Below are 17998 nucleotides of genomic sequence, written 5' to 3'. Positions count from 1 at the left end.
CCACACGTCAGCCGAGCGGGACCCGCCGGTACACGCCGTCGGCGGCGTCCGCGGCCTCGATCTCGTCGCGTGAGACGCCGAGGATGAACAGCACGGCGTCGAGGAACGGATGGTTGAGCGTCGCGTCGGCGACCTCTCGCAACGCGGGCTTCGCGTTGAAGGCGATGCCGAGTCCAGCGACGCTGAGCATGTCGATGTCGTTGGCACCGTCGCCGACGGCGATCGTCTGCTCCATCGGCACACCGACCTGATCGGCGAAGGAGCGGAGCGCATGCGCCTTGCCGGTCCGGTCGACGATCTCGCCGATCACACGTCCGGTGAGCTTGCCGTCGACGATCTCGAGGGTGTTCGCGCGCACGAAGTCGAGTTCGAGTTCGTGGGCCAGCCCGTCGATGACCTGCCGGAATCCGCCGGACACCAGGCCGCAGTGGAAACCGAGCCGATGCAGCGTGCGGATCGTGGTGCGCGCACCAGGAGTGAGCTGCAGGGACTTCGCGACGTCGTCGATGACCCCGGCGTCAAGCCCGGCGAGGGCCGCGACGCGCTGATGCAGCGACTGCTCGAAGTCGAGTTCACCGCGCATGGCGGCTTCGGTGACCGCCGCGACCTCGGCCTCGCGGCCGGCCTTCGCGGCGAGCATCTCGATGACCTCACCCTGGATGAGGGTGGAGTCGACGTCGAAGACGATGAGGCGCTTGGCACGTCGGGCCAGACCACCGCGTTCGACGGCGATGTCGACCGAGTGCTTCGCGGCGACCTCGGCGAGACCCTTGCGCAGGGCCGCGTCGGCGGCCACCCCGCCGCGTCCGGCCACGCTGACCATCAGTTCGAGGCCGGTGAGCGGATAGTCGGCGATACCGCGGATCGAGTCGATGTTTCCGCCCTGACCGGCGAGTTTCGCGGCGACCGCGCTGAAGGCGGTGGCCGTGACCGGACTGCCCAGGATCACGACGGCATGAGACGAGGTCGAACGGCTACCCGAATCGACACCGATCTCCACCCGCACGTCGAAGCCGATGGAGGCCATCGCCTGCTCGACGATCTCCTGCAGCGTCTCGGGATCTCCGTTCGCGGAGACGAGCACGCCGAGCGTCAGCTGACCGCGGATGACCACCTGCTCGACGTCGAGCAGTGCCACGGCCTGACCGGCCAGGGCACCCATGAGAACAGAGGTGACACCTGGCCGGTCGGGACCGGTGACAGTGAAGAGAACGGTCGTACCGGTAGTGCCTGTTGAGTCGTTGCCCACCGGTCAGCGCGGATCGGGATCAGGCGATCCCTCGTGCGATCCCACGGTGAACGGCTCGCGACGAGCCTCTTCCATCTGGCGATCCTTGCCCGCGTCGTGACCCGGGCCGACATGAGCCTCGGCACGCATCCGCTCGATCATGTGCGGGTAGTGCAGCTCGAAGGCCGGACGCTCCGAACGGATGCGGGGCAGCTCGGTGAAGTTGTGGCGCGGCGGCGGCGACGAGGTCGCCCACTCCAGGGAGTTGCCGAAGCCCCACGGATCGTCGACGGTTACGACCTCGCCGTAGCGGTAGCTGCGGAAGACGTTCCACAGGAACGGCAGGGTCGACAGGCCGAGGATGAACGCACCGATGGTCGAGATGGTGTTCAGCGTGGTGAAGCCGTCCGACGGCAGGTAGTCGGCGTAGCGACGCGGCATGCCCTCGTTGCCCAGCCAGTGCTGCACCAGGAACGTCATGTGGAAGCCGATGAACGTCAGCCAGAAGTGGATCTTGCCGAGGCGCTCGTCGAGCATGCGTCCGGTCATCTTCGGGAACCAGAAGTAGATGCCGGCGTAGGTGGCGAACACGATGGTTCCGAAGAGCACGTAGTGGAAGTGCGCGACCACGAAGTAGCTGTCGGACAGGTGGAAGTCCAGCGGCGGGCTCGCGAGCAGGACGCCGGTCAGACCACCGAAGAGGAAGGTCACGATGAAGCCGACGGAGAACAGCATCGGCGTCTCGAACGTGATGTGACCTCGCCACATCGTTCCGATCCAGTTGAAGAACTTCACGCCGGTCGGAACCGCGATCAGGAACGTCATGAAGGAGAAGAACGGCAGCAGCACGGCGCCGGTGACGTACATGTGGTGCGCCCACACCGCGGCCGACAGGGCGGCGATGGCCAGGGTCGCGTAGATCAGGCCCGAGTATCCGAAGATCGGCTTACGCGAGAAGACCGGGAAGACCTCCGAGACGATGCCGAAGAACGGCAGCGCGATGACGTACACCTCGGGGTGTCCGAAGAACCAGAACAGGTGCTGCCACAGGATGACACCGCCGTTGGCCGGGTCGTAGATGTGGGCGCCGAACTGGCGGTCGACCTCGAGGCCCATCAGGGCAGCGGTCAGCAGCGGGAAGATCAGCAGGATGAGCACGCTGGTCACCAGGATGTTCCAGGTGAAGATCGGCATGCGGAACATCGTCATACCGGGTGCACGGAGGCAGACCACGGTGGTGACCATGTTGACCGCGCCGAGGATGGTGCCCAGACCGGACACACCCAGACCCATGATCCACAGGTCGGCACCGAGGCCGGGGCTGTGTACGGCGTCGGTCAGCGGCGTGTACGCCGTCCAACCGAAGTCGGCGGCACCGCCCGGGGTGATGAAGCCGGCGATGGCGATGGTCGAACCGAAGACGAACAGCCAGAAGCCGAGTGCGTTCAGTCGCGGGAAGGCGACGTCGGGCGAACCGATCTGCAGCGGCAACACGAAGTTGGCGAAGCCGATGACGATCGGGGTCGCGTACATCAGCAGCATCACGGTGCCGTGCATCGTGAAGAGCTGGTTGAACTGCTCTGTCGACAGGAACTGCATGCCCGGAGCCGCGAGCTCACCACGCATCAGCAGGGCCATCAGGCCGCCGATGAGGAAGAACGCGAAACATGCAGTGATGTACATCATGCCGATCAGCTTGTGATCGGTCGTCGTCAACAGCTTGTAGATGAACGAACCCTTGGGCTGATAGCGCTCCGGGAATGGTCGCACTGGAGCCACTTGCGTGGTGGGTTGGTCTACCGCGGTCACAGATCCTCCTCTTGCGCGAGCTCGACGTCGAACCCCTTCGAACGTCGGTCGGCACATGAACACAAACCGAGCGCTGAGTACTGATCCTAAACCCTTCCCGACGCCCGGGCCGAGCGGGTCCTACGATCTGTCGTATTCGACGCCCGACACACCACATCGGTGGTGCTCAAACCCTTTTCCTCGTCGACGCGCCGCGTGTTCGGGACACCCTCGGCGGCGTCTGCGACCGACGGTCTCGCGGCCCCGTAGAAGCCTACGCTCGACGCCTCGGCGCCGGTGCTAGGTTGGGCGGGTGCAGAGCAGGGGTAACGGGGTCACGGATGTACGTGTTCGTCGTGTTCGGGGTCGCCGGCGCGTCTGGGCAGCAGCGGCCCTCGGCATGGTCGTCGTCGCTGCAGCGGCGTGCTCGAGTGACGAGCAGCTGACCACTCCCGACGGCTCCCCCATCTCGACCACCGTCACGCGCGTCGCGGAGGTCAACATCGTCTCCCCCGAGCGCGACTTCTCGAAGACATGTCTCGCGCCCACGACCGCCGAATCCGGCACCACCGACGCCGCCCGGATCGTCGTGACCGATCCGACGCTCCTCGACGCACTGTGTGCTCTCGGCATGGGCGACAAGGTGGCCGCTGTGACCGCCGCTCCCGGCTCGGTGCCCGCGTACCTCGGGCCGCAACTGACGTCCGTACCGGCGATCGGGGCCACCCCCGACGCCGCTACGGTTGCGGAGGCCGACGCCGACCTCGTCCTCACGACGCCCGAGACCGTTGCGGCGTCGAAGACCTTCCGCGATGTCCGCTCGGTGACCATCCCGGCCGGCGACTGGCAGGAACAGTTCCAGGCGGTGGCCGACGCGGTCGACCGCAGCGAGGCCGGCCGTCAGCGTCTGGCCGAGTTCACCACAGAGGCCGCCAAGACCGGCAGGCGCATGGACGCCTCGCACACCCAGGTGTCGCTGGTCCGGTTCGGCGAGGACTCGGAGACCATCGCCGGCATGGACACTTTCGCCGGCCAGATCCTCGGCGAGATCGGCGTGCAGCGACCCGCTCCGCAACGGGTCCCCGACTCCTTCCCCGTCACGTCCGAGAACTTCCGCGAGGCCGAAGGTGACCTCATCTATGTGAGCTTCGAGGGCGAGAAGGGCCAGCAGCACGGCGAAGAAGTTCTGCTCAGCGACGAGTGGCTGGGCCTCGGCGCCTCGATGTGGAAGCGCGTCCTCGCCGTCGACGACGCCGTCTGGTACGACTCCTCCGGCCTCGCCGCCGCCTGGCTGGTCCTCAACGACGTCAAGGGTTCGCTCGACGGGAACTCCTGAGTCGCCCCCGCGTCCACCGTTTGGATCAGCGCAGGTCAAACCCTCGCCTAGGACACCGCAACCCATCACTGTTTGCGCATGACTGTCACCGATCAGTACCTGGCCAACAACGCCGAATACGCCAAATCGTTCAACGGCCCGCTGCCTCTCCCGCCGAGCAAGCACATCGCCATCGTCGCGTGCATGGACGCCCGCCTCGACGTCTATCGCGCCCTCGGCATCAACGAGGGCGAGGCCCACGTGATCCGCAATGCCGGCGGCGTCGTCACCGCCGACGAGATCCGCTCTCTCGCGATCAGTCAGCGCCTTCTCGGAACCACCGAGATCGTCCTGATCCACCACACCGACTGCGGAATGCTCACCTTCACCGACGACGACTTCAAGCGCGACATCCAGGCCGAGATCGGTCAGAAGCCGGAATGGGCCGCCGAGGCGTTCAGCGACCTCGACGAGGACGTGCGCCAGTCGCTCAACCGCATCAAGAACAGCCCGTACATCACCAAGACCAGCTCGCTGCGCGGGTTCGTCTTCGACGTCGCGACCGGTCTTCTCCGCGAGGTCTCTTGACCTTTCTGATCTGTAGACAGAACTGACCGGGTACGCGCACTGCTGCGTATCCGGTCAGTCGCTTCTCGTCAGGCCCCGGAGTCGTCCGAGCGCTTCACCGCGTCGGGCGCGTTCTCCCGGGTCGCCATGCCGCCCTCACGTCCGTGGTCCTTGGGGCCGGGCGGGTCCTTGCGAACCTCGGCAGTGCCCTCGTCATGTTCGGCCTGCTGGTCCTTCGACTGTCCCATCGGTGCCTCCTCGCACTCGTGATGCCGCTGTGCCTGCGAATCGATCTTCTCCCTTACCCGCGACGATCGACGGGGAAACCGCCGTGTCGGGGGCCGTCGTTAGACTGGCGGGCGATCCTCGATGCCATCAGAATCGCAGCTCAGTGGGCCGACTCCCCCGGACTCCGCCCCGACGCCTCGTTCCCTCGCACCGCTTCACGCCCTGTGGCGACCCGGTGTGGGTATGGCCGTGTGGGTCGACGGCGAACCGGCCGACCTGCCGGAGCCGCTCCGTGACGCCCTGTCCGGCCGCCGGTTCCGCAGCGAGATCCCGATCGTCGGCGAGGGCAACCGACGGCAGTTCGTCCGTGCTGCGACGCTCGGCCTGACCTCTGCGGTGTCCCTGCTCGACGTCTCGCGGTCGGTGACGGTCACCGGTGACGTCCGGTGGTACCGGTATCTGCTCGACGGCGTGCGATCATTCGTCGCCGCCGGCTCGGTGGCACCGTCGGTCGAGCAGGTTGCGGGCGAATGGTTGCTCCGCTGGGTCGTCATCCCGACGCCGACGTGGCGCAGCTGGCATGCCGTCGTCCTGGGGAGCGCTCCGGACTCTCTGCTGCACAACGGCTCCCACGCCGCGCTGGACGACTTCCTCGCCGAGCTCGTCGACCACGAGTGCCGCACCACGATCGCCCGCTCCGTCCCCCGGCTCGGCGAGCCGCGTCCGGCGTCGCCGGTGGTCCGAGCGCTGCTGCCCGGCACCGACGCCGGCCCGCCCTGTTCCCCCGAGCGACTCGCGGCCGCCGTGGGGAGCTGGTCCCGGTGGAATGCCGGGGTGCCGCGGGACGACCAGTCCCTCATCTTCCGTCTCCACGAACCCGAGTACGACGACCTCGCCGAGTCCCACTGGGACGACGCGTGGGACGACGACTCCTTCGACCTGCCGACCCGCGACGACGTCGCCGACGCCTCCCGGTGGCGACTCGAGGTCTGCCGGCGCAGCATCGACGGTCAGATCGAACCGGTGGCGCCTCATCGTCTCGACGCCCACGAGCTCGACGAGCTGACCACGGCGCTGGCCACCGCGGTACGCGAGTTCCCCGAACTCGACCGGGCCGACCCGGATCGCGGCTCCCTCGACTTCATGCTCCCCACCGACGTCGCCGCCGAGCTGTTCGCCACCGGCGCCGCCGCTCTCGGCGCCGCCGGCATCCCGGTGCTGCTCCCCCGCACCATCGCCGAGGTCCGACCAAGCCTCACCCTGCGCGCACTGCCCCCACCTGGTGGCGGCGCACCGGCGGCGATGGTCGGACTCCGCGAGATCCGCGAGTTCGAATGGCGCCTGGCTCTGGGTGACACTTCCGACGCCATCACCCTGACCGACGCCGACCTCGACGAGTTGTCCGGGCAGAAGGGCGATCTCGTCCGGGTACGCGGCGTGTGGGTTCGCGCCGAGGGATCGGCGCTGACGCGCGCCGCCGCATTCGTGGCAACCCAGCGGGCGCTCGCCGCATCCCAACCGCCCGCAGACTTCGGCGAACTGTTCGGCCTGGTGACGGGCGAGGCCGACAAGCTCCCGGTCCCGGTAACCCGGGTCGAAGGACTCTCGTGGCTCGACGACGTCGCCGAAGGGGGCGCCATCCGACCCGAGCCCGTCACTCCCCCAGCCGATCTGGAGGCCGTGCTGCGCCCCTATCAGCAGCGGGGTCTGGACTGGCTGGCACATCTGTCGAATCTGGGCGTCGGAGGAGTACTCGCCGACGACATGGGACTGGGCAAGACGCTGCAGGTGATCGCACTCGAGTGCCACGAGCGAAATGTGGTCGACGACACCCCCGGACCCACCCTGGTGGTCTGCCCGATGTCGCTGGTCGGCAACTGGTCTCGTGAGTTCGCACGTTTCGCGCCCACGCTGCGGGTGGCGATCCACCACGGCCCCTCGCGGGCATCGGGAGCCGCCTTCACCGCGATCCGGAACTCCGTCGACGTGGTGATCACGACCTTCGCGATCGCCGGCCGCGATCTCGAACTGCTCTCCGAACATCCCTGGCACCGCGTCGTCGTCGACGAGGCCCAACACCTCAAGAACGTCAACACGATTGCCTCCAAGGCCATCCGGAACATCCCCGCCGACCGACGCCTCGCGCTGACCGGCACCCCGGTGGAGAACCGCCTCGAGGACCTGCGCGCGGTGATCGACCTGGTGAACCCCGGACTGCTGGGGTCGGCGTCGGTGTTCCGTGCCCGATATGCCGAACCCATCGAACGCGACCGCGACCCCGGTGCCCTCCGACGCCTCTCCGCGATCACCCGGCCGTTCATCCTGCGCCGCGAGAAGACCGACCCCGCCATCGCCGCCGATCTGCCGGAGAAGGCGGATTTCGCGGTGCGCGCCAACCTCACCGTCGAGCAGGCCGCCCTCTACCGTGCGGTCATCGACGAACTCATGGCCGCGCTGCGCGACAAACAGCAACGCACCCTGCGACGTCGCAACGTGCTGGCCGCACTCACCCGACTCAAGCAGGTGTGCAACCACCCGGCGCACTACCTCGGCGACGGCACCGACCTCATCCGCGACGGCGAACACCGCTCGGGCAAGGTCGAATTGCTGGCCGACATCGTCTCCACCGTCGCCGACGAGGGTGACCGCGCACTCGTTTTCACCCAGTTCGCGGCGTTCGGCGAGATGCTGTCGGGTTGGCTCGCCGAACAGTTCGGCACCGAGATCCCGTTGCTCCACGGCGGACTCGGCCGCACGGAACGCGATCGCATGGTCGCCGGCTTCCAGTCCGACGACGGTCCCCCGGTGATGCTGGCGACCCTCAAGGCGGGCGGTACCGGCCTCAACCTCACGGCGGCCAACCACGTCATCCACGTGGACCGTTGGTGGAATCCCGCCGTCGAGGACCAGGCCACCGACCGCGCCTACCGCATCGGCCAGAACCAGAAGGTGTCCGTGCACCGGTTCGTCTGCGTCGGCACCATCGAGGAACGGATCGACGACATGATCGCCAAGAAGCGCGAACTGTCTCGGCTCACCGTCGCCGCCGGCGAGAACTGGGTGTCCGACCTCGCCGATGACGAACTCTTCGATCTGTTCCGCCTCCGCGAGGAGGCGGTGAGCGAATGACCGTCCGCAAGAAGGGCACCCAGCGCAAGGGCGAACGCGGCACCATCGCCGTCCGCGGGTACGGCCTCACACCGTGGTCGCGGGCGTTCGTCGACGTGGTCGAGGGTCGCGGCGCCGACGGCGAGGCGGTCGCCGACAGCCGGCATGTCACCAAGGCGCGCAGGTACTTCCGCGACCGGCATGTGCGCGGACTCCGGATCGGTGCGGGCCAGGTGACGGCGTCGGTCGAGGGCACCCAGCTCGAACCGTTCGACGTCATCATCACCACCCGCACCGTCGACACCCCGACGCTGGCCGGGCTGCTCCGCGACCGCGGCGGCGTCGAGGAACTCATGCGGCTCACCCGCGGAGAACAGCCGCCGATCCTCGGTGAACTGCTCGTACCCACCGAATCCGCTGACGTCGCGACCGACTGCACCTGCCCCGACGAGGCCCCACGGTGCGTCCATGCCCTTGTCACCAGCTACGAGATCGCTGCCGAGATCGACCGGTCGCCGCTGACGCTGCTGACGGTGATGGGTACCGATCTGCGTGACCTGCTCGCCGAGATCGACTCGCGGCCTGCGCAATCCCCCGTCGCCGAGGCCGACTCGTCGTCGGGGACGCTGCGCCCCGACGACTTCTACGGCACCGCGTCCACGCTGCCGCCGCTTCCGACGGTTCCGCGGATGAATCCGCTCACCGCGCTCGACGGTTCGGATCTCCGTGCCGCGCTGCGCGCCACGGGTGTCGCGCCGGCCGACATCGCCGAGGCCATCGACGAACTCGGCGATCTCTACGACCGCCTGACCGCCACAGATCTATAGCCCGAAACCGCGCTGAGCGCGGCTCCGGGCTATAAAACGGCTGTGGACTAGAAGTCCCAGTCCTCGTCTTCGGTGTTGACGGCCTTGCCGATCACGTACGAGCTACCCGATCCCGAGAAGAAGTCGTGGTTCTCGTCGGCGTTCGGCGACAGTGCCGACAGGATCGCCGGGTTCACGTCGGTCTCGTCCTTCGGGAACATCGCCTCGTAGCCGAGGTTCATCAGCGCCTTGTTGGCGTTGTAGCGCAGGAACTTCTTGACGTCCTCGGTGAGCCCGACCTCGTCGTAGAGCGCCTCTGTGTAGTCGCTCTCGTTGTCGTACAGCTCGAACAGCAGCTCGAAGGTGTAATCCTTGAGCTCCTGACGACGCTCCGGCGTCTGGGTCTCGAGGCCACGCTGGTACTTGTAACCGATGTAGTAACCGTGGACGGCCTCGTCACGGATGATGAGGCGGATCAGGTCGGCGGTGTTGGTGAGCTTGGCGCGGCTCGACCAGTACATCGGCAGGTAGAAGCCCGAGTAGAACAGGAACGACTCCAGCAGCGTCGAGGCGACCTTGCGCTTGAGCGGGTCGTCGCCACGGTAGTAGTCCATGACGATGCGCGCCTTGCGCTGCAGGTTCTCGTTCTCCTCCGACCAGCGGAAGGCCTCGTCGATCTCCTTGGTGGAGCACAGGGTCGAGAAGATCGAGCTGTAGGACTTGGCGTGCACCGACTCCATGAACGCGATGTTGGTGAGCACCGCCTCCTCGTGCGGAGTGGTGGCGTCCGGGATCAGCGACACCGCACCGACCGTGCCCTGGATGGTGTCGAGCAGCGTCAGGCCGGTGAAGACCCGCATGGTGAGCTGCTTCTCGTACGCGGTCAGCGTGCCCCAGGACGGGATGTCGTTGGACACCGGCACCTTCTCCGGCAGCCAGAAGTTGCCGGTGAGGCGATCCCACACCTCGGCGTCCTTCTCGTCGGGGACGCGGTTCCAGTTGATCGCCGAGACCCGGCTGACCAGCTTGATGGGGGCGCCGTCGGCGGGGCTGTGGCTTTCGGTGGAGGTCATGACTGTTCCTCGTCTAACGGGGGGTGTGGGGGCCGGGAGTGCTGATAGGTGCGGTGGCGCAGGGGGTCACAGCATGCATGACACGCAGCCCTCCACCTCGGTCCCCTCGAGCGCGATCTGACGCAGGCGGATGTAGTACAGCGTCTTGATCCCCTTGCGCCATGCGTAGATCTGCGCCTTGTTGACGTCGCGCGTGGTCGCGGTGTCCTTGAAGAACAGCGTCAGGCTCAGGCCCTGGTCGACGTGCTGCGTCGCCGCGGCGTAGGTGTCGATGATCTTCTCGTACCCGATCTCGTACGCATCCTGGTAGTACTCCAGGTTGTCGTTCGTCATGTACGGCGCCGGGTAGTAGACGCGACCGATCTTGCCTTCCTTGCGGATCTCGATCTTGGCCGCGACCGGGTGGATCGAGCTGGTCGAGTGGTTGATGTAGCTGATCGAACCGGTCGGCGGGACGGCCTGCAGGTTCTGGTTGTAGATGCCGTCGCGCTGGACGGCCTCCTTCAGCTCACGCCAGTCGTCCTGCGTCGGGATGTGAATCCCGGCCTGCCCGAAGATGTCCCGCACCTTCTGGGTCTCCGGCTCCCACACCTTGTTGGTGTACTTGTCGAAGAACTCGCCCGAGGCGTACTTCGACTTCTCGAAGCCGGTGAACGCCTGGCCGCGCTCACGGGCGATGCGGTTCGACGCGCGGAGGGCGTGGAAGAGCACCGTGTAGAAGTAGATGTTCGTGAAGTCGATGCCCTCGTCGCTGCCGTAGAAGATGCGCTCGCGGGCCAGGTAGCCGTGCAGGTTCATCTGGCCGAGGCCGATGGCGTGAGAGTTGTTGTTGCCGTGCTCGATCGACGGCACCGAGGTGATCGAGGTCTGGTCGCTCACCGCGGTGAGTCCGCGGATGGCGGTCTCGATGGTCTGGCCGATGTCGGGCGAGTCCATCGTCTTGGCGATGTTCAGCGACCCCAGGTTGCACGAGATGTCCTTGCCCACATGGGAGTAGGACAGGTCGTCGTTGAACGTCGACGCCGTCGAGACCTGCAGGATCTCCGAGCACAGGTTGGAGTGGGTGATCTTGCCGTCGATCGGGTTCGACCGGTTCACCGTGTCCTCGAACATGATGTACGGGTAGCCCGACTCGAACTGCAGCTCGGCGAGGGTCTGGAAGAACTCGCGCGCCTTGATCTTGGTCTTGCGGATACGACGATCCTCGACCATCTCGTGGTAGCGCTCGGTGACGTTGACGTCGGCGAACGGCACTCCGAAGACGCGTTCGACGTCGTACGGACTGAACAGGTACATGTCGTCGTTGTTCTTGGCCAGCTGGAAGGTGATGTCCGGGATGACCACGCCGAGCGACAGCGTCTTGATGCGGATCTTCTCGTCCGCGTTCTCGCGCTTGGTGTCGAGGAAGCGGTAGATGTCGGGGTGGTGGGCGTGCAGGTAGACCGCGCCCGCGCCCTGGCGCGCACCGAGCTGGTTGGCGTAGGAGAAGGAGTCCTCGAGCAGCTTCATGATCGGGATGACACCCGAGCTCTGGTTCTCGATCTTTTTGATCGGGGCGCCGTGCTCGCGAATGTTGGAGAGCAGCAACGCAACTCCGCCACCGCGCTTGGACAGCTGCAGTGCCGAGTTGATGGAGCGGCCGATCGACTCCATGTTGTCCTCGATGCGGAGCAGGAAGCACGAGACCGGCTCGCCGCGCTGCTTCTTGCCCGAGTTGAGGAAGGTCGGGGTGGCCGGCTGGAATCGGCCCGAGATGATCTCGTCGACCAGGTTGCGGGCGAGGGCGGTGTCGCCGTCGGCCAGCGTCAGCGCCACCATGCAGACGCGGTCCTCGAAGCGTTCGAGGTAGCGCTTGCCGTCGAAGGTCTTGAGCGTGTAGCTCGTGTAGTACTTGAACGCGCCGAGGAACGTCGGGAAGCGGAACTTCTTGTCGTAGGCGTGCTTGAACAGGCCCTTGACGAACTCGCGGTCGTACTTGTCGAGGACCTCGGGCTCGTAGTAGTTCTCCTCGACGAGATAGTCGAGCTTCTCGTCGAGGTCGTGGAAGAACACGGTGTTCTGGTTGACGTGCTGGAGGAAGTACTGACGCGCGGCCTCGCGATCCTTGTCGAACTGGATCTTGCCGTCCGCGTCGTACAGGTTGAGCATCGCGTTGAGCGCATGGAAGTCGAGCTCGCCGGGTTCATGACCCGACGGGCCGGCATGCACGCCCGACTTGCTTGCTGAAGAGGTGTCCGAGACGGCGGCGGCGGTGGGCGACACGACAGATGACTCCTGCGGTTAGTGGGGGCTTACCAAGTGCCTCGTGGGCAGAGTATGGGCGGGGTGTGACAGTCCGGTGGCGACGCGCTGGGCGGGGCGTCAGGCCGGTGTGGCGTGCAGCGACACACCACCTGCGAACGCCGGGCTCTGGGCGAAGTCGGCCAGTCCCGCGCGGACGCGGTCGACGTCGTCGGTGGTGCCCATCAGTTCGAATCGGTACAGGTAGGGCACGCGACATTTACGCGAGATGATGTCGCCGGCGTAGCAGAACTCCTCACCGAAGTTCGTGTTGCCCGCCGCGATCACCCCCCTGATCAGGGATCGGTTGTGTTCGTCGTTGAGAAAGCGGATGACCTGCTTGGGGACGAAGCCGCCGGGTTGCCCCGTCGCCTTGCCTCCCCCGTAGGTCGGGCAGACCAGCACGTACGGCTCGTCGACACCGAATTCACCGGCTGCGCCGGTCAGCGGGATGCGCACGGAACGCATGTCCAGCTTCTCGACGAACCGGTGGGTGTTCTCGGAGACCGAGGAGAAGTAGACGATCAGCGGCGAGGTGGCCGACATATCTCCCTCCAACCCTGCTGAGATGACCGATTGTGATGACGATTGTTCGTTGCGTCCGCGATCGCCGACGCCTGGTGGTTCCAACACCGGAACCGTCGTGACCATTTCCCTCATCGGGGCCGACGGCCACATTCATCTCGGCTGTCACATCCCGACGCGGCGGATCCGGCTTCCCCTTCGGATCACACCCGCGTCGGGGTCGATGGTGACGGCAGACTGCGGGCGATCAGGCAGCAGCGGTGGCGAGCGCCTTGATGCGGTCGGGACGGAAGCCCGACCAGTGCTCGTCGCCGGCGACGACGACCGGAGCCTGCAGGTAGCCGAGCGCCATGACGTAGTCACGGGCTTCCGGGTCCTGGCTGATGTCGACGATCTCGTAGGACAGACCCTGCTTGTCGAGGGCCTTGTAGGTGGCGTTGCACTGGACACATGCCGGCTTCGTGTAGACGGTGATGGAAGACATCGAGTGGTTCTCCTCGGGTCGTTGGAACGCCAGTGACGTGCAGTTTCCCAGCGTGAAGATGGTGATCTGGGTCACCGTCTTCCTGGCGTTTCCAGAGGAGTACATCCGCTTCCTCTTGTCCGCCTGACTGGTAGTGCAAACACTACACCTAGTGGCTGACATTTCTGGGCACCACAAGGGGTTGTGAATAACATTGGTGGAAGACGTGCAGGTCGGGCGGGTGCAGGATCATAAATTCCGGCGTGTCACGCTTGCCTCCGGCGTGTCGCTCACAGGTTGTCCAGGGGTCCTCCACAAGGTGTGCACCGGCAGTCCACAAGGCCCTGGTGGCCATACCTCTATATGGACGTCCGAAAAGACGACGCCGCGCCGGGTATGTACCCGGCGCGGCGTCGAAGAAACGGAGGAGACGGATCAGGCGCTGACGGCGACCTCGTCGACGATGCGGGCGACGGAGGCGACGACCTTCTCCACGATCGCGGGATCGGCCAGTCCGCCCTCGGGGAGCGCCGGGATCTGCAGACCGAGGTCGGCCTCCTCGATCGCGCGGCCACCGGCGATGCCGACCGACTTACGGGTGTCCTCGCGGGTCCACAGGCCGCCGTACTGGCCGAGCGCGGCGGACAGGACGGCGACGGGCTTGCCGCTGAGGGCGCCGTTGCCATAGGGGCGCGAGAGCCAGTCGATGGCGTTCTTCAGCGCGGCGGGGATGGTGCCGTTGTACTCGGGGGTGGCGATCAGCACGCCGTCCGCCTTGGCGACGGCCTCGCGCAGGGCGATCACACCGGCGTCGAGGGTGCCCTCGACATCGACGTCCTCGCTGTAGAACGGCAGCGAACCGAGATGGTCGACGACGGTGACGTGGACTCCGTCGGGGGCGTTGTCGGCAGCGACCTGGGCCAGCTGACGGTTCACGGAGGCAGCACGCAGGCTTCCGACGAGGGCTACCAGTTCGACGACTCGATCCGACATGTCATTCCTTTCGACGAGGGCACCGGCCCGGCGAGGGCGGTGGATACGAAGCCAGCAACCGGACCCGGGTCCGATTGATTCCCGATCCGGGGAAAGAGTTACCCTCATCACGTGCCGAACGGGCCAGACCACTCCCCGCTCCATATCTCCTTCAACACCTCGGGGACCGAACGTGCCGACGCCGCACGCAATCGGCGTCTGTTGCTGGCTGCCGCCAAGAACCTGATCGATCACCACGGCGCCGCCGCGGTGACCATGGAGGCGGTCGCCCGCGAGGCCGGCGTCGGCAAGGGCACGGTGTTCCGCCGCTTCGGCAACCGGACCGGGCTCATGCTCGCGCTTCTCGACCACTCCGAATCGGAGATGCAGCAGGCCTACCTGTCCGGGCCCGAACCGCTGGGTCCCGGCGCGCCGCCGCTCGACCGGTTGCTGGCCTACGGCCGGGCCCGCCTCAAACTCACCTGCGACCACCTCGACATCCTCCTCGAGGCCGGGGCGGCCGGTGACGACTTCATGACCCACCCGGTGGGCCGCGCGTCGACGCAGCACGTTCAGATCCTGCTGCGGCAGTTGGGGTTCGCCGATGAGCTCGACTTCATGTCGCTGGCCGTGCAGGCTCCGCTGGCCGCCGGATCGGTGCGCTATCTGATGGTCGAGGTCGGTCTCGATCTCGAGACCATCACCACCCAGTGGCAGGAGATGGTCACCGCGCTCGTGACCTCCCGCGGCTCGCACTGACCGCCACCGACCGGCCGTCGTCATCACCGTGACTTCGTCGCGCGCCGCTGTCGGTCGCCCCTTAGCCTGGTGTCGGGCCGACAGCGTCGGCGTCGGCAGGTGATCTCGAGAAAGCGGTGGTGAGTGTGAAGGCAGTGATCGTCGGCGCGGGTATGGGCGGCATGTCGGCGGCCATCGCCCTCGAGCAGCTCGGCGTCGACGTCGAGGTCTACGAGCAGGTGACCGAGAACAAGCCGGTGGGTGCGGCGATCTCGGTGTGGTCCAACGGCGTCAAGTGTCTCAACCACCTCGGCCTGGAGAAGGAGACCGCCGAACTCGGCGGCATCGTCGACTCGATGAGTTACATCGACGGCTTCACCGGGGACACCATGTGCCGCTTCAGCATGCTGCCGCTCATCGACGAGGTGGGCCAGCGCCCCTACCCGATCGCGCGGGCCGAGCTGCAGCTGATGTTGATGAACGCCTATGGATACGACGACATCCACTTCGGCAAGAAGATGGTGGCCGTCCACGACGGCACCGATCGCGCGACCGTCGAATTCGCCGACGGCACCACCGCTTCCGCCGACATCGTGATCGGCGCCGACGGGGCGAAGTCGCTGACCCGCGAGTACGTGCTCGGCGGCCCGGTCCAGCGCCGCTACGCCGGATACGTCAACTTCAACGGACTCGTCGAGGTGGATGAGAACATCGGTCCGGCCACCGAATGGACCACCTACGTGGGCGATTCGCGTCGTGTGTCGGTGATGCCGGTGGCGGGCAACCGTTTCTACTTCTTCTTCGACGTCCCTATGCCCGAGGGCGTCCCGTTCGAACGGGGCACCGCACGCGAGGTGCTCGCCGAGGAATTCGCCGACTGGGCGCCGGGAGTCCAGACCCTCATCGGCAAGCTCGATCCCGCGACCACCAATCGGGTCGAGATCCTCGACCTCGACCCGTTCGACACCTGGGTCAAGGGACGCGTCGCCGTGCTCGGCGACGCCGCACACAACACCACCCCCGACATCGGGCAGGGCGGCTGCTCGGCGATGGAGGACGCAGTCGCCTTGCAGTTCGCGTTCCGCGACCACCCCGACGACCCGTTCGCAGCCCTGGCGGCCTATCAAGCCGCTCGCACCGAGCGGGCCGGCGATCTCGTACTGCGCGCCCGCAAGCGCTGCGACGTGACCCACGGCAAGGATCCGGAGAAGACAGCTGCCTGGTACGACGAACTGCGCGGCGAGGACGGCACCAACATCATCCGCGGGATCGTCGGGAACATCGTCGGCGGGCCGCTCACGTCCTGAGACGCCGGCCCGTCCGGATCATTCGCCGGCGGGGTCGATGCCGACCGTCTTCAGACCGTCGTGGGCGACCAGCGCCGCTTCCGCGGAGAGCGTCGGCCCCTGCGCGAGCAGCGACACCACCGACCACGGTGCACGCGAAGGCGAGTCACCGAGGCCCAGGGTCCCACCCGTCTCGAGGTCCGGGATGCCGAAGCGCACACCCGAATCATTCACGTAGAACAGCGATTCGGTGCGGGCACTGTCGGCCTCATTGCCTGTCACCTGGAGGTACTCCCCCGACCCCGGCGGCAGATAGACCTCGTCGAGACCGGGTCCGGCACCGTCGGCCGACGTCAGTCGTACCGGCCGGGCGTCGGACTTCAGCGGAAGTGCGCGGCCGGCCAACAGCGCGGTCTCGGCCCGCGGCTCGTCGGCGCCGCGGGACCAGCTGCGGCACAGGGTCGGATCGGCGGACAGGCCGAGCATCGACGGGTTGACCTGGGGGAAGTCCCCGATCGGTAACTCGTCCACCACCTTCAGGGTGGCGAGCTCGCCGGGTGCCACCGTCTTCACGGGTGCGGCGCCGTCGCGATCGGCGAGACGCAGGATCTCGGCGGCGGGGGCGCTTATCTCCTGCACACCGCCGCGGAGCACGACGTGATAGCTCGTCTCGTCGTCGACGTCGACCGACTTCACGACGGAACCGACGGTCGTCGAGTCGACCGCTCCCGGTTGCCCGGCACCCGGAACGGTGGGCACCTTCAGCGGTTCGACGAGCGGGAAGCTGTTGAGGAGGCCAGGGGTCATCAGGCGCGGTGTCACCCCGTCGAGACCGAGGGCACGCATGACGGGGGCGCTGTCGGTGTCGACTTCCGCCCGGACCGGGCTCCAGGCCCCGTCGCGGAAGAGCTGATAGATCAGGAAGGTCTCGTCGCCGGTGCGGACGAGCACCGCGTCCTCCGGACGGGCGGTCTCCACGGTCGACGACCCCAACACGGGTTTGTCGGCGATGACCGTCTGTCGGATCGACTCGCTCGCGGAGTCCGACGAGACCGTCGACGAGTCGCACACGGTCCACATCGAGGTGCTCTTGTGCGCCGAACCCGGCAGCGAGGCAGGCGCACCCGGGATGCCCAGCAGCGGGCCGCGCGGGTAGGGCTCGAGTTTGGAGTCGGCCACCGACGCCGGCTTCTCGGAGCTCCCCGTGATCAGGCGGGCCGAGGCGAGATTGAGCACCGGATGCAGGGTGTCCTCGATGAGGACGTAGGTGCTGCCGCTGTTCTTGCTGACGATGATGGTGGCGTCCCCGACCGATCCCTGCGGACGGACGAGGCCGTACACACCGCAACCGCCGAGGACGAGCAGGCCGAGGACGGTTCCGACCACCAGTGCCTGCAGCTGGGACCGCATCGGGTCGTGCAGCATCCGCACATCGCGGCGCACGAGCGCGTGCTCGAGCCGCTTGATCAGGAAACGATAGCCGTTGACCTGAGCCTTGGTCGTCAGCTGACGTGCCACGACTCCCCCTGTCCGCACCGATCCCATGCGCCCGCGAACGGGCGTCGGTGTGGACCGGTTGTGATCTCCTGCGGCGTACCCCCAGCCGCGCGGTAGTAGCCTA

15 protein-coding genes are annotated in these 17998 nt (G+C 66.8%); 6 read left to right on the top strand and 9 right to left on the bottom strand.

The features are described 5' to 3' along the window. Positions 1-7: 7 nt before the first annotated feature. Positions 8-1249 (bottom strand): phosphoserine phosphatase SerB, encoded by a 1242-nt coding sequence (gene serB / locus OK17_RS15010; protein WP_232716102.1) that lies wholly within the window; start codon positions 1247-1249, stop codon positions 8-10. Positions 1250-1252: 3 nt separating this feature from the next. Beyond that, positions 1253-3037 carry an aa3-type cytochrome oxidase subunit I gene (ctaD, locus tag OK17_RS15005; RefSeq protein WP_006359429.1) on the bottom strand — a complete coding sequence of 595 codons (1785 nt, stop codon included), beginning with the start codon at positions 3035-3037 and terminating at the stop codon, positions 1253-1255. Between the two features lie 379 nt (positions 3038-3416). Here ctaD and OK17_RS15000 point away from each other — a divergent pair, with 379 nt between their 5' ends. Further along, positions 3417-4352 carry an ABC transporter substrate-binding protein gene (locus OK17_RS15000; RefSeq protein WP_461417942.1) on the top strand — a complete coding sequence of 312 codons (936 nt, stop codon included), beginning with the start codon at positions 3417-3419 and terminating at the stop codon, positions 4350-4352. A gap of 78 nt (positions 4353-4430) precedes the next feature. Then, positions 4431-4919: a beta-class carbonic anhydrase gene (locus OK17_RS14995; RefSeq protein WP_232716097.1), complete on the top strand. Its 489-nt coding sequence runs from the start codon at positions 4431-4433 to the stop codon at positions 4917-4919. A gap of 68 nt (positions 4920-4987) precedes the next feature. On the opposite strand, the gene OK17_RS14990 is transcribed toward OK17_RS14995, so the two are convergent. Beyond that, positions 4988-5146, bottom strand: a complete 159-nt coding sequence (locus tag OK17_RS14990; protein WP_232716096.1) for a hypothetical protein — start codon at positions 5144-5146, stop codon at positions 4988-4990. A 121-nt stretch (positions 5147-5267) separates the two neighbouring features. Here OK17_RS14990 and OK17_RS14985 point away from each other — a divergent pair, with 121 nt between their 5' ends. Next, entirely contained in the window at positions 5268-8255 is a 2988-nt protein-coding gene (locus tag OK17_RS14985; protein WP_461417927.1) for a DEAD/DEAH box helicase, read from the top strand. Continuing rightward, positions 8252-9061: an SWIM zinc finger family protein gene (locus OK17_RS14980; protein WP_461417926.1), complete on the top strand. Its 810-nt coding sequence runs from the start codon at positions 8252-8254 to the stop codon at positions 9059-9061. The genes OK17_RS14985 and OK17_RS14980 overlap by 4 nt, the downstream gene beginning before the upstream one ends. Positions 9062-9108: 47 nt before the next feature. On the opposite strand, the gene nrdF is transcribed toward OK17_RS14980, so the two are convergent. The 5 genes from nrdF to OK17_RS14955 all read right to left on the bottom strand — a co-directional run bounded on the left by nrdF (position 9109) and on the right by OK17_RS14955 (position 14374). After that, positions 9109-10113 (bottom strand): class 1b ribonucleoside-diphosphate reductase subunit beta, encoded by a 1005-nt coding sequence (nrdF, locus tag OK17_RS14975; RefSeq protein ID WP_232717643.1) that lies wholly within the window; start codon positions 10111-10113, stop codon positions 9109-9111. Between the two features lie 66 nt (positions 10114-10179). Next, on the bottom strand, positions 10180-12375 hold the full coding sequence (nrdE, locus tag OK17_RS14970; RefSeq protein ID WP_232717642.1) for a class 1b ribonucleoside-diphosphate reductase subunit alpha: 2196 nt from the start codon (positions 12373-12375) through the stop codon (positions 10180-10182). Positions 12376-12474: 99 nt separating this feature from the next. Further along, positions 12475-12939 carry a class Ib ribonucleoside-diphosphate reductase assembly flavoprotein NrdI gene (nrdI, locus tag OK17_RS14965; protein ID WP_006865648.1) on the bottom strand — a complete coding sequence of 155 codons (465 nt, stop codon included), beginning with the start codon at positions 12937-12939 and terminating at the stop codon, positions 12475-12477. 226 nt (positions 12940-13165) lie between these two features. Next, positions 13166-13402, bottom strand: coding sequence for a redoxin NrdH (locus OK17_RS14960; protein WP_005198719.1), 237 nt, complete (start codon positions 13400-13402; stop codon positions 13166-13168). Positions 13403-13816: 414 nt separating this feature from the next. Then, positions 13817-14374 (bottom strand): NAD(P)H-dependent oxidoreductase, encoded by a 558-nt coding sequence (locus OK17_RS14955; RefSeq protein WP_461417925.1) that lies wholly within the window; start codon positions 14372-14374, stop codon positions 13817-13819. Between the two features lie 111 nt (positions 14375-14485). On the opposite strand from OK17_RS14955, the gene OK17_RS14950 reads away from it, so the two are divergent. Together OK17_RS14950 and hpxO are read left to right on the top strand one after the other, a co-directional pair. Further along, entirely contained in the window at positions 14486-15112 is a 627-nt protein-coding gene (locus OK17_RS14950; protein WP_232717640.1) for a TetR/AcrR family transcriptional regulator, read from the top strand. 125 nt (positions 15113-15237) lie between these two features. Then, on the top strand, positions 15238-16398 hold the full coding sequence (hpxO, locus tag OK17_RS14945) for an FAD-dependent urate hydroxylase HpxO (protein ID WP_461417941.1): 1161 nt from the start codon (positions 15238-15240) through the stop codon (positions 16396-16398). An 18-nt stretch (positions 16399-16416) separates the two neighbouring features. Here the strand turns inward: hpxO and eccB are convergent, their stop codons facing one another. Beyond that, a complete protein-coding gene (gene eccB / locus OK17_RS14940) occupies positions 16417-17895 on the bottom strand; it encodes a type VII secretion protein EccB (RefSeq protein ID WP_461417924.1) in 1479 nt (492 codons plus the stop codon). Positions 17896-17998: the final 103 nt, after the last annotated feature.

It is taken from the genome of Gordonia sp. GN26 (genome assembly GCF_054823965.1).
Note: the sequence above shows the minus strand (reverse complement) of the source record. Positions and strands in the feature narration are given on the sequence as shown.